This window comes from Myxococcales bacterium (assembly GCA_016717005.1).
Taxonomy (GTDB): Bacteria; Myxococcota_A; Polyangia; order Haliangiales; family Haliangiaceae; genus UBA2376.
Genome location: JADJUF010000014.1, coordinates 327,782 through 343,809, shown reverse-complemented (window position 1 = coordinate 343,809; position 16,028 = coordinate 327,782). Strand labels below are relative to the sequence as shown.

9 protein-coding genes and 1 pseudogene are annotated in these 16,028 nt (G+C 72.9%); 6 read left to right on the top strand and 4 right to left on the bottom strand.

The annotated features are described in order from the left end of the window. Positions 1-52: 52 nt before the first annotated feature. The 6 genes from IPL61_15615 to IPL61_15590 all read left to right on the top strand — a co-directional run bounded on the left by IPL61_15615 (position 53) and on the right by IPL61_15590 (position 11,437). Positions 53-868 carry an OB-fold nucleic acid binding domain-containing protein gene (locus IPL61_15615; protein ID MBK9032676.1) on the top strand — a complete coding sequence of 272 codons (816 nt, stop codon included), beginning with the start codon at positions 53-55 and terminating at the stop codon, positions 866-868. Between the two features lie 12 nt (positions 869-880). Further along, positions 881-1,876, top strand: a complete 996-nt coding sequence (locus IPL61_15610; protein ID MBK9032675.1) for a hypothetical protein — start codon at positions 881-883, stop codon at positions 1,874-1,876. A gap of 45 nt (positions 1,877-1,921) precedes the next feature. Further along, complete coding sequence (locus IPL61_15605) at positions 1,922-2,641, top strand: DsbA family oxidoreductase (protein ID MBK9032674.1); 720 nt, start codon at positions 1,922-1,924, stop codon at positions 2,639-2,641. Positions 2,642-3,003: 362 nt separating this feature from the next. Continuing rightward, positions 3,004-3,768 (top strand): glycine zipper family protein, encoded by a 765-nt coding sequence (locus IPL61_15600; GenBank protein ID MBK9032673.1) that lies wholly within the window; start codon positions 3,004-3,006, stop codon positions 3,766-3,768. A gap of 62 nt (positions 3,769-3,830) precedes the next feature. Continuing rightward, positions 3,831-5,987, top strand: coding sequence for a hypothetical protein (locus IPL61_15595; protein ID MBK9032672.1), 2,157 nt, complete (start codon positions 3,831-3,833; stop codon positions 5,985-5,987). 125 nt (positions 5,988-6,112) lie between these two features. Then, a complete protein-coding gene (locus IPL61_15590) occupies positions 6,113-11,437 on the top strand; it encodes a DNA repair ATPase (protein ID MBK9032671.1) in 5,325 nt (1,774 codons plus the stop codon). A gap of 225 nt (positions 11,438-11,662) precedes the next feature. Here the strand turns inward: IPL61_15590 and IPL61_15585 are convergent, their stop codons facing one another. The 4 genes and pseudogenes from IPL61_15585 to IPL61_15570 all read right to left on the bottom strand — a co-directional run bounded on the left by IPL61_15585 (position 11,663) and on the right by IPL61_15570 (position 15,963). Beyond that, the gene (locus IPL61_15585; GenBank protein ID MBK9032670.1) at positions 11,663-12,172 is read right to left on the bottom strand and encodes an RpiB/LacA/LacB family sugar-phosphate isomerase; all 510 of its coding nucleotides are present in this window, start codon (positions 12,170-12,172) and stop codon (positions 11,663-11,665) included. Beyond that, entirely contained in the window at positions 12,169-13,323 is a 1,155-nt protein-coding gene (locus tag IPL61_15580) for an alanine--glyoxylate aminotransferase family protein (protein ID MBK9032669.1), read from the bottom strand. The genes IPL61_15585 and IPL61_15580 overlap by 4 nt, the downstream gene beginning before the upstream one ends. A gap of 425 nt (positions 13,324-13,748) precedes the next feature. Continuing rightward, positions 13,749-15,050, bottom strand: a complete 1,302-nt coding sequence (locus IPL61_15575) for an aminopeptidase P N-terminal domain-containing protein (GenBank protein ID MBK9032668.1) — start codon at positions 15,048-15,050, stop codon at positions 13,749-13,751. Between the two features lie 508 nt (positions 15,051-15,558). Continuing rightward, positions 15,559-15,963 (bottom strand): annotated as a pseudogene (locus tag IPL61_15570) (response regulator). Positions 15,964-16,028 lie beyond the last annotated feature (65 nt).

The following is a 16,028-nucleotide window of genomic DNA, read 5'->3' as shown; positions in this document are numbered from 1 at the left end:
GGGCTGGCGCGACCGGCGCGCCGCGCGCTGCAAGCTGTGGTAGACCGACGCCATGCGAGCTTCCTCTGCGAACCTGACGCGCGCCCTCGTGGGCGCTGGCCTGGCCGTGCTGCTGGTCGGCGGCTGCAAGAAGGACACGGGCCCGACGCCGGGCACGCCGCCGGCGACGACGACCGCCGCCCCGGTGGCGCCCGGCGGCACCGCGCCCGGCGGCACCGCGCCGCACGGCCCGATGGGCACGGCGCCCGCGGCGCAGGCCGGCGCGAAGGTCGGCGCGGTGCTCGAGACCATGAACTCGGGCGGCTACACCTACGCCCACATCGATCTCGGCGGCAGCCAGGTCTGGGCGGCGGCGCCCGAGACCACGCTCGCGGTCGGCGCCAAGGTCCAGTTCCTCGGCGGCTCGCTGATGACCGCCTTCCACAGCAACACGCTCGATCGCACGTTCGACGAGATCTACTTCGTCCCGGGGCTGCCGCTCGAGGGCGCCGCCGCCGCCGCGCCGGCCGCACCCGCGCCGGCGATGGGCGGCTCGCCCACGGCCCCGCCGACCGTGACCGAGAAGATCGATCCGGTCGCCGGCGGCCAGACCATCGCGGCGATGACCGCGGGCGCCGCCGGCCTCGCCGGCAAGCAGGTGTCGGTGCGCGGCAAGGTCGTCAAGTACAACGGCGGCATCATGGGCAAGAACTGGGTCCACCTCCAGGACGGCACCGGCGACATGACCGTCACCACCGCCGAGACCGCCGCGCCGCTGGCGCTCGGCGATCTGGTCGTGCTGCGGGGCACGGTCGCGGTCGGCAAGGACTTCGGCGGCGGCTACAGCTACGCGGTGATCGTCGAGGACGCCACCGTCGTCGCGCCGTAGCCACGCGCGCTCGTGCCCAGGCCGCGCGTCGCCGGGGTCCTCGACGAGCTGGTCGGCTGGTACGTGGCCCACGTCCACGGCCGGCTCGAGGGCCCGGGCGTGGTGCCGTTCTACTGCGACCCGGCCCGGGTCGGCGGCTTCGCGGTCGATCCGACCCAGCTCGCGGTCGGCGACGATCGCGCGCTGTTCCGGCTGTTCGTCGCGCTGGCGATGTTCCAGTCGCGCCGCGACGTCGACATCATGGCGATCCAGCGCGGGATGCCACGGCGCGCGGCCGAGGCCATGCTGGCGCCGCGCCGGCTGGCGCTGGCGATCGACGGCGCGCGCTGCCAGCACCTGCGCGCGGCCGACGGCTTCGACGCCGGCTGCAGCGTCTACCGCGTGCCCGACGCCAGCGGCGCCAGCGCCTGCGCCGATCGCCCGCGCACGCCGTGCCACGTCAAGGACGCGACCTCGGCCATCGGCCGCATGGGCGACATGGGCAAGCTCGCGACCTCGGCGTGGCTGCGGCTGCGCGACGACGGCGATCACGGCTTCGGCGCGCGGTTCGCGCGGGTGTGCGCGGCCCACGCCACGCCCGCGGCCCGGGCCGACGCGCTGGTCGCCGACCTCGCCGGCTTCTATCGCGTGGCCGACAAGCTGGCGACGTTCATCGTCGCGACGCTGACGGTGCCCGAGCTGGCGCCGGGCCTGACGCCGTGGCACCCGGTCGTCGACGGCCACCACCTGGTGATCGTCGACGCCAACGTCGCCCGGGTGATCGACGCGCTGCGCCCGCGCGGCCCGCGGACCTACGGCGCGCGCGCGGCCTGGTGGCGCCGCCACGCCGGCGCGCTCGATCTGCGCCGCCACCGCGCCGCCTGGCCGGCGTCGTCGCCGCGCCTGGTGCAGCAGGCGGCCTACTGGTTCCGCTCGCGCTCGAACCGCGACGCCGCCGGCCTGCCGTGCGCGGCCGCGACCGCCGGCGACCGCTGCGGCAACCCGGTGTGCCCGTACTGCGCCGGCTGACGCGGCGTGGTCGTCGCGATCGCCGACGCGCGCTACGCTGCGGGGATGTCCGCGCTGCGCATCGACGTCTGGTCCGATCTCGCCTGCCCGTGGTGCTACATCGGCAAGCGCCGCCTCGAGGCCGCGCTGGCGCAGGCGCCGCAGGAGGTCGAGCTGGTGTGGCGCTCGTTCGAGCTCGACCCGAGCGCGCCGGCGATCCGTGACGACAGCCAGTCGTACGTCGAGCGCCTGGCGGCCAAGTACCGGCGCTCGACGGCGGAGGCCGAGGCGATGATCGCCAACATCACCGCGGTCGCGGCCGCCGACGGCCTCGACTTCCGCATCGACCGCGTGCGCGGCGGCAACACGTTCGACGCGCACCGCGTGCTCCACCTCGCCGCCGCCCACGGGCACCAGGGCGCGCTCAAGGAGCGCTTGCTGCGCGCCTACTTCACCGAGGGCCGCGCGCTCGGCGATCACGCCACGCTGGTCGAGCTGGCGGCCGAGGTCGGGCTCGACGCCGAGGAGGTCCGCGCGGCGCTGGCCGGCGACGCCCACGCCGCCGAGGTCCGCGCCGACGAGGGCCTGGCGCGCGAGCTGGGCATCAGCGGCGTGCCGTTCTTCGTCATGGCCGGGCGCCTCGGCGTGTCCGGCGCTCAGCCGGCCGAGACGCTGGTGCACGCGCTGGCCCAGGCCCGGCAGCTCGCGGCCGACGGGTTCGACGCGGGCGAGGCCGACCCCGCCGACGACGCGGCGCCGGCGTGCGGCCCTGACGGCTGCGCCTGAACGGCCTGCCGGCGGCGGGCCTGGGCGGCGGCGTAGCTGCACCTATTTATAGTGCGCGGCTGCGAGGGTCCGGCCATTCGGAGTCGGGCCGCTGTGTCACACGGTGGCTGAACCAGCTAGAATTGCTCGTGCAGCCCCGCTGAAATCCTGCACAGCAGCGACGCATATCCTCTTTCGCACCCGCCTGGGCGGCCCTATGTAGATAGGGTCTTGCCACAGTCGTTGTACCCGGGCCGCGCCGCGCGCGGCTCATCGCGCATCAGCGTCGATGCCGCGAGCCCCGTCTCGATCCGTGCTCCACGGCGCCGCCGCCGTCCGGGACTGCGGTACGTCTACGTCCACCACTTGCGCGGGGAGGCGCCGTGAAGCTCATCGATGCGTCGCTGCAATTTCCAACGGTCATCTTCACGATCGGGCTGCTGATCGCGCTGGTGTACTGGCTGTTCGTCATCCTCGGCGCGCTCGACATCGATCTGCTCGGCGGCGCCGACGACGTGTCGGGCGCGCTCAAGGGCGGCGGCGAGGCGCTGACCGGCGGCGACGCGCTCACCGGCGGCGTCAAGGGCGCGGCCGAGGCCGTGACCAGCGGCGCCAAGGGCAGCGCCGAGGCGGTCCACGACGGCGTCGACGGCGTCGACGGTGGCCTGTGGGCCTGGCTCGGGCTGACCTCGGTGCCGGTGACCGTCTCGGCGAGCGTCATCCTGCTCTTGACCTGGGTCGGCTCGCTGCTGGCCATGGAGTACGGCCAGGGCACCGGCTCGCTCAACACCGCGCTGATGATCGTCATCGCGATCGCGGTGGTGCTCGTGGCCCTGCCGATCGCCGGGCTGATCGTGCGCCCGCTCAAGCCGGTGTTCGAGGTCAAGGTCGGCAAGTCCAACCGCGACTACGTCGGCTCGACCTGCACGATCACCACCGGCCGGGTCGACGACGGGTTCGGCCAGGCCACGATCGAGGACGGCGGCACGGTGCTGGTCATCCCGGTCCGGTGCGATCGCGCCGACGTGCTGACCCGCGGCGCCCGCGCGCTGGTCATCGACTTCGACGCGGCCCGGCACGCGTACGTCGTCGAGCCCGCCACTGATCTCTTGCCGCCCGCGTCGACCGACGCGGACGGATCCGTCTAGTCTCCAGTCGTCGTCTCGGGGGTCTCGTTGCGGGCCGGCGCCGCCGGCCGAGGAGTCATCGCATGGACAAGCAGTTGCTCATCGCCGTCGTCGGCATCTCGGTCATCGTCCTGTTCGGGTTGATGGTGCTGGTCGCCCGCACCTTCCGGCAGGTCGACCAGGGCCGCGCCATGATCATCAACCGCCTGCGCGGTGAACCCAAGGTCACGTTCTCGGGCTCCGTGGTCCTGCCGGTGGTCAACAAGGCCGAGGTCATGGACCTGTCGGTCAAGACCATCGACGTGGCCCGCCGCGGCAAGGACGGCCTGATCTGCGCCGACAACATCCGCGCCGACATCAAGGTCACGTTCTTCGTGCGGGTCAACAAGACCGTCGACGACGTGCTGCGCGTGGCGCAGTCGATCGGCTGCGTCCGCGCGTCGCAGCAGCAGACCCTCGAGGAGCTGTTCGCGGCCAAGTTCTCCGAGGCCCTCAAGACCGTCGGCAAGCGCATGGAGTTCGAGCAGCTCTACACCCAGCGCGACGTGTTCAAGGACCAGATCATCGGGGTGATCGGCAAGGACCTCAACGGCTACGTCCTCGACGACGCCGCGATCGACTACCTCGAGCAGACCCCGATCGAGATCCTCGATCCCAACAACGTCCTCGACGCGCTCGGCATCCGCAAGATCACCGAGATCACCACCGGCGCCGCCATCAGCACCAACCAGCTCAAGCAGACCGAGCGCATGGAGCTCGGCAAGCAGAACCTGACCTCGGACGAGGCGATCTTCCGCTTCGAGCAGCAGCGGTCCGAGGCCGAGGCCAAGAAGAACAAGGAGATCGCGATCGCCAACGCGCGCGAGGAGAACGAGGCCAACCGGTTCCGCCTCGACGAGGAGAAGCGCACGCACGTCGATCGGCAGCGGGCCGAGGAGGCGGTGCAGATGGCCGAGCAGGCCAAGCTGCGCGCGGTCCAGGTCAGCGAGCAGGGCCGCGTCCGCGAGGTCGAGGTCGAGAAGGTGCGCGTGGCCAAGGCCCACGACCTCGAGGAGGTCCTGCGCCGGCGCGAGGTCGAGCTCGGCCAGATCGAGATGAACAAGGCGGTCGAGACCGAGAAGCGCTCGATCGCGGACATCGTCCGCGCCCGGGTCGCGGTCGACAAGACCGTCGCGGTCGAGGAGGAGGCCATCAAGGATCTCCGCACCGACTCCGAGGCCAAGCGCCACAAGCACGTGACGATCGTCCACGCCGAGGCCGCGGCCCAGGAGGTCTTCATCAAGGACATCAAGAAGGCCGAGGCCGAGCAGCAGGTCGCGTCGTCGCACGCCAAGCGCCAGATGATCCTGGCCGAGGCGGCGATGGAGGCCTCGGACAAGGAGGCGCGCGCGGCGATCCGCCGGTCCGAGGGCACCCAGGCCGAGCACGCCGCGCCCGGCCTGGCCGAGGTGCGGGTCAAGGAGGCCGACGCGGTCGCGCTCGAGAAGACCGGCATGGCCCAGGCCAAGGTCCGGGAGGCCCAGGTCCAGGTCCTCGACCGCGAGGGCACGGTCGTGGCCGAGAACGTGCGCCGCAAGGCCATGGCCGAGGCGGCCGGGCGCGAGGCCGACGCCGCGGCCATCGAGAAGACCGGGCTGGCCGAGGCGGTCAGCCTGCGCGAGAAGCTCCTGGCCGAGGCCGCGGGCAAGGAGGCCGACGCCGGCGCGATCGAGAAGCGCATGCTGGCCGAGGCCCACGGCCTGGCGCAGAAGGCCGAGGCGATGCGCGCCCTCGAGGGCTCGGGCCGCGAGCACGAGGAGTTCCGCCTGCGCCTCGCCAACGAGCGCGAGATCGCGCTCGAGCAGATCAAGGCGCGCGTGCTCGTGTCCGAGGCCCAGGCCCGGGTCATGGCCGAGGCGATGGGCAAGGCCGAGATCAAGATCGTCGGCGGCGACGGCCAGTTCTTCGACCGCTTCGTCAAGGCGGTGTCGCTGGGGCAGTCGATCGACGGCGTGGTCGATCACTCCGAGGTGGTGCGCCACGCCCTCGGCGACCGGCTCCAGGACGGCCGGCTGATGCAGGACCTGAAGGACGTCATCGGCGCCGCCGCCGGCGGCTCGGCCGAGGGCCTGAAGAACCTGACCATCTCGGCGGTCCTCGCCAACCTGATGCTCAAGGCCGACGATCCGACCCGGCGCAAGCTAGGCGCGCTGCTCGAGCAGGCCAAGAAGCTCGGGCTCGACGACGACAAGGTGACCTGAGCGGCCGCGGGCGGACGGCCTGGCGCCAGGCCGTCGCCCGTCGGAGGTTGTCCCTTCCCAGACGCGAGTCCAGGCGCGGGTCCGCTGTTGCGGGCTGACCGCGCGCGCCGATCGAGGTACCGAGCATGGCTGACGTCGACGCCGCTCTCACGGGTGGAAACTACGAGGTGTTGCGCCACCGGCTGGCCGCGGCCGGCGGCGAGCTGGCGCGCCGGGCCGACGCGCTCAACCTGCGTCGCAAGACGCTGTTCGGCGCGACCGAGCCGCAGCTGATCGCGACCGAGCGCGTGCGGTCCGAGCACAACTGCGCGCCGGCGGACATCGTCTCGATCGGCGGGCACCTGCTGCTCGGCTTCAACGTGTTCCTCGGCCTCAAGGCCGAGACCAAGGTCGGCGACGTGCTGGCGCTGCACCGGTTCGAGCCGGTGGCCGGCGGCGCCGACGCCAGCTTCGACACCTCGCCGCTGCCGATCGACGGCCTGGGCGGGTTCCTGGCCAGCCCCGACCTCGGGCGCGACTTCGCCAACCTGTACCGCTACTACCGCGACGCGCGCCTGATCCAGCTGATCAAGCGCGACACGATCCTGCTCGCGGTGTTCCAGGCCGGCGCGACCTGGAAGGACCAGAAGGTCCTGCGCTGGCGGATCGAGCCCGACGGCCGGGTGGTCTACGTCGACGATCGCGGCGATCGCGACCTGACGGCGCTGTACCCGCCGGCCTACGACTTCGAGTGGCGCGAGGTCACGCGCGACGACCAGGTGGCCGGTCGCCACCCCCACTACAGCATCCTCGACACGGTCTTCGTCGAGACCGTCGGCGGCGATCTGACGATCAAGGTCGAGGACAACACCGAGACCGGCCGCGGCATCTACAGCGAACCGGTGGCCGACGCCAACCAGTCGCTCGACGACGCCCGGATCTTCTACGCGCCGATCGGCAAGCCCGGCGGGCTGATCGTGCTCAAGGTGCTGCCGTTCCGCGAGACCGTGTGGCGCTACCTGGTGTTCGACACCCGCTCGCGCACGGTCGTGCGCGCCGACGGCATCGGCCAGGGCTGCCGGTCGCTGCCCGAGGATCACGGCATCGTCTTCCCGGGCGGCTACGTGCTGGTCGGCGGCGGGTGGAAGAAGTTCGACGGCGACGCCACCGACTACGTGCTCAAGCGCGAGGTCCGCTCGCCCAACGGCGAGGACGTGCTCTACGTCTACCACCGCGGCCGCGACGGCACCTACCTGCTGTACCCGTACAACCTGATCGAGAAGTCGGTCGCGGCGCCGATCATCAGCCACGGCTACTCGCTGTTCGCCGACGGCCGCATGGTCGTGATGCGCTCGACCTCGAGCGAGCCGACCCGGGTCCACCCGATGCAGGTGTGGAAGACCCCGTTCACGTCGGCCGAGCACGCGGCGTCGGCGCCGACCGACGGCAGCTACCTGGCCAAGGTCGGCAACGCCGATCTGGTGCGCGGCCTGTCGGACGCGCTGTCGATCGCGCGCCTGGCCGGGGCCGACGCGCCGCGCCGGACCACGTTCGAGGACATCCTCGCGCTCGCGACCCGCGCCGCCGACGCCTACTACTGGCTGGGCCACGCCGACGCCGGCGATCTCAAGACCGCGATCGCCGACGTCAAGGCGACCGCCAAGCTGATCCTCGACGAGTACGAGAAGGTGGTCGCGCTCGAGGCCGCGGCCGCGGCCGCGCTGACCGAGGCCGAGGCCGCGGTGGCCGCGCGGCTGAGCGCGACCCGGTCGGAGGGCTGGGAGCAGATCGATCTGTTCCTCGAGGCCCTGACCGGGCTGCGCGGGCTGCGCGGCCAGCTGATCAGCAAGGGTGAGGTGCGGTTCATCGACGTCGCGCGCCTCGGCCTGCTCGAGCAGGAGGTCGCGACCGCGTTCGATCGCGTCACCGCCGACTGCGTCGGGTTCCTGGCCCGCGGCGACGCGTTCGGCGAGCTCGTGACCCGGGCCGACGGCCTGGCCGCGCGCGCCGGCGAGCTCGACACCGCGGCCGCGGTCAAGCCGCTGCGCGAGCAGATCGATCAGGTCGCGGGCGGGCTCGATCTGCTCGGCAACGTCGTCGGCTCGCTGACGATCGCCGACGCCACCCGCCGGACCGCGATCCTCGAGAACATCACCGACGCGTTCGGGCGGGTGAACCGCGCCCGCGCCACGATCGAGGGCCGCCACCGCGACCTGGCCACCCGCGAGGGCCGGGCCGAGTTCGGCGCCCAGGTGAAGCTGATCACCCAGAGCGTGGCCTCGGCCCTGGCCCAGTGCGACACGCCCGAGCGCTGCGATCAGGAGCTGACCCGGCTGCTGGTCCAGCTCGAGGAGCTGGAGGGGCGGTTCGCCGAGCTCGACGAGCTGACCGCCGAGCTGGCCGGCAAGCGCGAGGAGATCGTCGACGCGGTCGGCGCGCGCAAGCAGCTGCTCGCCGCCGAGCGCCAGCGCCGCAGCGCCAACCTGCACAAGGCCGCGCACCGCATCCTCGACGGCGTGGCCCGGCGCGCGGCCGGCCTGGCCACCGCCGACGAGGTCAACGCCTACTTCGCGTCCGACGCGATGATCGCCAAGCTGCGCGACATCGTCGCCGAGCTCGGCGCGCTCGGCGACGGGGTCAAGGCCGACGAGCTCGAGGCCAAGCTCAAGACCGCGCGCGGCGACGCGCTCCGGGGCCAGCGCGACGCCGCGGATCTGTTCGAGGGCGGCGGCGACCTGATCCGGTTCGGCGAGCACCGGTTCCCGGTCAACAAGCAGCCGCTCGAGCTGATGATCGTGCCGCACGACGACGGCCTGGCGATCCACCTGGCCGGCACCGACTTCTACGAGCCGCTCACCGACGAGCGCCTGCTCGCGGCCCGGGCGCTGTGGGATCAGGATCTGCCATCGGAGTCGGCCGAGGTCTACCGCGGCGAGTACCTGGCGGCGTCGATCCTGGCCGAGGCCGAGGCCGGCACCGGCGCGCTGACGCTCGCGGCGCTGCACGACCACGTGCGGGCCGGCACGCTCGAGGCGACGCTGCGCCAGCTGGCGCAGGACCGCTACGACGAGGGCTACGAGCGCGGCGTCCACGACCACGACGCCGCCCGCATCCTCGAGCGCCTGCTGGCGATGCGCGACGGCGCCGGCCTGCTCGGCTACGCCGCCGGGGCCCGCGCGCTGGCGGTGATGTTCTGGGTCAGCTTCGACGACGACGCCGCCCGCGCCCGCTGGCACCGCGCGGCCCAGAGCCTGGCGCGCCTGGCCGGCACGCTCGGCGACCGCGGCGCCCGGGCCCAGCTCGGGCGCGAGCTCGCGGTCGCGATCGCGGCCCAGGTCGCGCGCGATCCGGCGCTGGTGACCGCGGGCCTGGCCGCGATCGACGCCGATCTGGCCGGCGCCTACCTGGTGCGCGAGCTGGCGGCCGCGCAGCCGCGGTTCGTCGCGAGCGGCGCCGCGCTGGCGATCCGCGACGCGCTCCACGCCGAGCTCGACGTCCACGGCGCTCGCTCGACGTTCACCGACGACATCGCCGCGCTCGGCGTCGGCACGGGCCCCGCCCTGGCGCTGGCCCGGGCCTGGGTCGACGGCGTGGTCGCGACGCGGCCCGAGCTGGCCGCGGCCGCGGTCGAGGCGGCGGCGCTCCTGGCCACGCCGGCCCTGGCGCGCGAGCCGTCGAGCGCGCTGATCGAGGCGACCGTGCCGGGCCTGTTCGGGCGCCACGCGCGCATCGCCAGCGGCGCGTTGCCGGTCCGGCTCGACGAGCTGACCGCGCGCCTGGCCCGGTTCCGGACCGAGACGGTGCCGGCCTACCGCGCCTACCGCGCGGCCCGGGCCGAGGTCGCCGATCGCGAGCGCGCGCGGCTGCGCCTGGGCGAGCTGACGCCGCGGGTGATGTCGTCGTTCGTCCGCAACCGGCTGATCGACACCGCGTACCTGCCGCTGGTCGGCGCCAACCTGGCCAAGCAGCTCGGCGCCGCGGGCGCCGCGAAGCGCACCGATCAGATGGGCCTGCTCCTGCTGATCTCGCCGCCCGGCTACGGCAAGACCACGCTCATGGAGTACGTCGCGGCCCGGCTGGGGCTGGCGTTCGTCAAGGTCAACGGGCCCGCGCTCGGCCACGCCGTCACCTCGCTCGATCCGGCCGACGCGCCCAACGCCACCGCGCGCCAGGAGATCGAGAAGGTGACGCTCGCGCTCGAGCTCGGCACCAACGCGATGCTCTACCTCGACGACATCCAGCACACCTCGCCCGAGCTGCTGCAGAAGTTCATCTCGCTGTGCGACGCCCAGCGCAAGATCGAGGGCGTCTGGCGCGGCAAGACCCGCACGTACGACCTGCGCGGCAAGAAGTTCTGCGTCGTCATGGCCGGCAACCCGTACACCGAGAGCGGCGAGCAGTTCCGGATCCCCGACATGCTCGCCAACCGCGCCGACGTCTACAACCTCGGCGACGTGCTGGCCGGCAAGGGCGACGCGTTCGCGCTGTCGTTCCTCGAGAACGCGCTCACCGCCAACCCGACGCTGGCGCCCCTGGCCGGGCGCGACCTCGGCGACGTCCACAAGATCATCCGCATGGCCCAGGGCGAGCCGGTGCCGACCACCGAGCTGGCCCACGGCTACTCGTCGGTCGAGCTCGAGGAGATCCTGGCGGTGGTCCGGCACCTGTTCGCGGCCCAGGCCACGCTGCTCAAGGTCAACGCCGAGTACATCCGCTCGGCGGCGCAGGCCGACGCCTTCCGCACCGAGCCGCCGTTCAAGCTGCAGGGCAGCTACCGCAACATGGGCAAGATCGCCGAGCGGGTGGTCGCGGCCATGACCGCCGACGAGCTCGAGCAGCTGGTCGACGACCACTACCGCGGCGAGGCCCAGACGCTGACCACCGCGGCCGAGCAGAACCTGCTCAAGCTGGCCGAGCTGCGCGGTCGCCTCGATCCGACCCAGGCCGCGCGCTGGACCCAGATCAAGGACGAGTTCGTGCGCCAGCGCCGCATGGGCGGCGCCGCCGACGATCCGGTCACGCGCCTGGTCGGGACGCTGTCGGGCCTGGGCGTCGAGCTGGCGTCGATCCGCACCGCGCTGGCCGGCGCCAGCGCCTCGGCCGAGCTCGGCGGCGAGGTCCGGGCGCTGCGACAGGCCGTCGTCACCGCGGCCCAGCGGGCGACCGCTGACGACGCCGCGCGCGATCCCGAGGGCTGGCTGGGCCCGCGCCTCGACGCGCTCGCGGCCAGCCTGCGGGCCGCGGTCGAGCGCCCGGCCACCGACGCGCTCTCCGGCGCCGGCATCAGCGGCCCCAGCGCCGAGCAGCTGCTCGGGCAGATCCGCCGGCTCGAGGACACGCTCGTGCCGGTGGTCGGCGCCGCGGTCGATCAGCGCGCCGGCGATCAGGCGCTGGCGCAGAAGATGGTGCAGATCATCGAGCTGCTCGAGCAGCTCGACGCGCGCATCACGATCGCGACGTCGGGCCGGTAGCCGCCGGGGGCCGGCGCGCGGGCGCGCCGAACGTGGCCGCGTGGGCGACGCCGGTCAGCCGACCGTGGCCGGGTGGGCGCGACGCCGGTCAGCCGACCGTGGCCGCGTGGGCGACGCCGGTCAGCCGACCGTGGCCGGGTGGGCGCGACGCCGGTCAGCCGACCGTGGCCGCGTGGGCGCGACGCCGGTCAGCCCCGGGGACGGCGCCGGTCAGCCGAGCTACCGTCAGACGCTCTTGAGCGCGCGGGCGCGGGCCGGCTCGATCGGGACCAGCGGCGCCAGATCGTGCTCGAACATCGTGATCCGCGACAGCTGCTCGAGCTTGCGGCCCTCGTACGCGGTCGTCATGAACGCCGTGATGATCTCGGCGTTGACGTCCTGGCCGGTCTTGAGCGCCAGGCACAGCACGTTGCAGTTGTTGATCTGGCGCGCCATCGTGGCGTCCTCGACCGACAGGCACCGCGCCGCGTAGACGCCGCTGAACTTGTTGGCGGCGATCGACACGCCCATGCCGGTCGAGCACACCAGCACGCCGACCGCGTCGGTGCGGCCGCGCACGCGCTCGCACACGCGCTGGGTCGACGTGAGGTAGTGCGGCTGCTCGCCCTGCGCGGCCGACAGGACCAGGCCGTAGCGCGACAGCGAGCCGACGTAGCTGTCGACCTCGGGCAGGCCGTGGTGATCGAAGCCGAAGACGATGTGCTTGCCAGTGTGGGGACCGAGGAGCGAGATCACGAGGCACCTCCGTGGGCTCGCGCGGCCTCGGCGGCAGGACGCGCATGGACGATGGGAGCGAGGATGCGATCGAACGCGCGCAGCAGGCCCGCGACGTCGGCGTCGGTGAGGTCGCCGATGGTCGAGACCTGGAAGTGGCTCTCGTTGCCGGGCACGCCGTACAGGAGGAAGAAGCCCTCGGCCTGCATGCGCGGCGCGAACTCGGAGTACTTGATCCCCGACGGCAGCGAGAAGTTGACGGCGATCCACGACAGCCGGTCGCGCGGCAGCAGCGGCGCGCAGCCGTACTGGGCCAGGTGGCGGGCGATCGTGTCCATCTGGCGCTGGATCCGCGCCATGTGGTTGTCGATGCCGACGGCCAGCAGGTGCCGGCAGGCGGCGTGCAGCGCCGCGTACAGCGGGACCGGCTGCGCGAACCGCGGCTGGTGCTCGGCCTGCTGGCGCTCGCACTCGGCCACGATGTCGAGGTAGTAGCTGCGCGGGCGATCGGCGGCGGCGGCGGCCTTGAGCGCCGGCAGCGCCGCCAGGCGCACGAACACGACGCCGAGCCCGGCGACCGCTTGCACGGCCTTGGCCGACGACGTCACCGCCAGGTCGAGCTCGGCGGCCTCGATGTCGACCGGGTACGCGAACGCGCTCGAGATGATGTCGGCGCCGACCATGACGCCGCGGGCCTTGCAGACCCGGCCGATCTCGACCATCGGGTTGACGAGGCCCATGCGGGTCTCGTGCGAGACGTAGAAGCACCACTTGATGTCGGGGTGCGCGTCGAGGTACGCGGCGACCGCGGCCGGATCGATCGGCGCGTCGCTCGGCGACGACAGGGCGTGGAACGCGAACCGGTTCTGCTTGGCCTGGTCGACCCACCGGGCGCCGAAAAAGCCGTTGTCGAGGATCAGGCCGGGCCCGACGGCGGCGAACGCCTGCATGCACCCCTCGACCGCCCCGGTCCCGGTGGTGGTCAGCATGGTCGCAAAGTAGTTCGCCGGGTTGCGCAGGCCGAGCAGGGTCGCGAGCGACGTCTGGATCTCCGCGAACATCTCCCGGAAGCCCGCCTGCCGGTGGTAGTTGCACGGCGGCTCGGCCAGGGCGGCCGCGACCACGGGGGGGATGCGGACAGGGCCGGGCGTGAACAGGATCGGTAGGGACATGGTGGATTGGACTCGGAGGGCGGTGAGAACCTGTCACCCGTCGCAGCGTTGTGACCGATTTCCAACAGTTTCGAAGTGGAGTCGGCCAGTTACGTGACGATTCGGAGACAGGCAGAACACCAAAGCAAGCGCTGTTCCGCATCGGGGGCCGGATTCGCCGCCGCGATCCCGCCACGGTCGCGCCAAGTGCGTAGAACACTTCGCAGCCTCAGGAGCCACGGTCGCCCGCAGGGACCGCGCTGGTCCGGCCCCTGCGCCTAGGCTCCGGCTCCGGTTACGACTCCGGCTCCGGTTACGACTCCGGCTCCGGCTCCGGCTCCGGTTCCGGCTCCGGCTCCGGCTCCGGTTCCGGCTCCGGCTCCGGTTCCGGCTCCGACTCCGGTTCCGGCTTCCGGCTCCCCTGGCGTTTGCGGGCCTGCGGGATGTCAGCCGCAGATCGCTTCGAGCTCGGCGATCTCTTTGGGGCAGGCCTGGGTCAGGTTCTCGCACCCGTCGGCGGTGATCAGGATGTCGTCCTCGATCCGGACGCCGATCCCGCGCAGCTCGGCCGGCGCGGCCTCGTCGTCGACCGCGATGTACAGCCCCGGCTCGATCGTGATCACCATGCCCGGCGCGAGCGGGCGCGGCTTGCCACCCTGGGTGTAGGCGCCGGCGTCGTGGACGTCGAGCCCGAGCCAGTGGGAGGTCAGGTGCATGTAGTAGCGCTTGTAGGACGCGTCCTCGATCCGCTCCTCGACCGTGCCGGTCAGGAGGCCGAGCTCGATCATGCCGCGGGTCAGCTCGCGGACGCAGTGCTGGTGCAGCTCATCGAGGGTCGCGCCTGGCCGCGCCAGCGCGATCGCCGACTTCTGGACGGCCAGCACGAGCTCGTAGACCCGGCGCTGGGGCGCGGTGAAGCGGCCGCCGGCGGGCCAGGTCCGGGTGATGTCGGCGGTGTAGTGGCCGTACTCGCAGCCCGCGTCGACCAGCACCAGATCGCCGTCGGCGATCGCGCAGCGGTTCTCGACGTAGTGGAGGATCGTGGCGTTCTCGCCGGCGCCGACGATCGTGCCGTACCCGGGGCCGGCGCCGCCGCGGCTGCGGAACGTGTAGTCGAGCGTGGCCTCGAGCTCGTACTCGAACGTGCCGGGGCGGCCCTGGCGCATCGCGAGCACGTGGGCGTCGCACGAGATCGCCGCGGCCTTGCGCAGCGCGCGCAGCTCGTCGGGGCCCTTGTGCAGGCGCAGCTCGTGGAGCGCGTCCCGGGGATCGACGATCGCGCGCGGCGGGCGCTGGCCGCGCTTCTCGGTCTTGCGCAGGCGCGCGATCGTGCGCGCGATCAACAGGTCGGTGTCCTCGTCGAGGCCGACCGCGTAGTGCAGCTCCTCGCAGTTGGCGACCAGGTCGGGCAGGCGCGTCGCCAGCTCGCTCGCGGGGTGCGCGACGTCGGCGCCGTACTCGGCGCGGGCGCCCTCGACGCCGGCGCGCCGGCCGTCCCACACCTCCATCGCCGGATCGCGCGGGCGCACGAACATGACGACGCGCTCGGTCTCGGCGCCAGCGCGCAGCACGACGGTCGTGTCGGGCTCGGCGAACCCGGTCAGGTACAGCACGTCCGAGTGCTGGCGGAACGCGTGGTGGGAGTCACCGTTGCGCAGGCGCTCGGGCAACGACCGGACCACGGCGACGCCGCCGGGGCCGATCCGATCCATCAGCGCGCGCCGCCGGTCGGCGTAGATCGAAGCCATCGTCGGCTGGGGGAGGGCCACCATGGCGGCGTTCTTACCACGCCGGTCGGGCGGCGCCGGGCGCGATCGGCCGGCTGCTCATCAGCTCGACGATCCGCAGCAGGTCGTCGACGTTCGGGGCCGTCAGGACCACCATCGACGGCTGGGGCGGCGGCGGCGCGGTGTCGGTCCGGGTGAACACGATGATCGGCATCGCGGCCAGGACCGGCGCGTCGCGCACGGCCTCGACCAGCGCGTGGCCGCCGTCGGCGGTGACCTCGGCCGCGATCACCAGCGCCGCCGGCGCCAGCGCCCGTAGCATCCGCGCCGGATGGTCCGGCACCCGCGGCAGCGCGACCACCCGGAAGCCGGCCTCGGTCAGGCGGTCCTCGAGCCGGCGCAACGCGGCGAGGTCGTCGTCGATCACGACCACGACGTCGGGGTAGTCGTCGTCGGTCCGCGCGCCGGCCGACGTCGGCAGCGCGACCTCGCCGGTCGACTCCTGGCGGGCGCGGAACACCGCGAGCGCGACCTTGTTGAGCAGCTCGTCGACGTCGAACGGCTTCTCGACCACATCGGTCGCGCCCAGCGAGATCGCGCGCTGGCCCAGCCCGTGGACCGCCGTCATCACCACGACCGGGACGATCGAGCGCAGGTCCTGGCGCAGCGCGTGGAGGAACTGGCGCCCGTTCATGCCCGGCATCATCAGGTCGAGCAGGATCGCGTCGGGCGGGTTGGCCGCCAGGCGCTCGAGGGCGGCGCCGCCGTCGCCGGCGAACTCGACCGTGTAGCCCTCGTCGGTCAGCACCCGGCCGACCGCCGAGCGCACCATGGGCTCGTCGTCGATGACGAGGATCTTCCCTCCCTTGCCGAGCGTCACCCGCCCGAGTCTACCCCGTGGGTTCGCCCGGATTGATCCCGATCGGCACCGCATCGTGCGCGGGCGCGATCGCCGAGCCCAGCCCTTCATCGCCGGCCGCAGGCTTTGCTACGATGGCG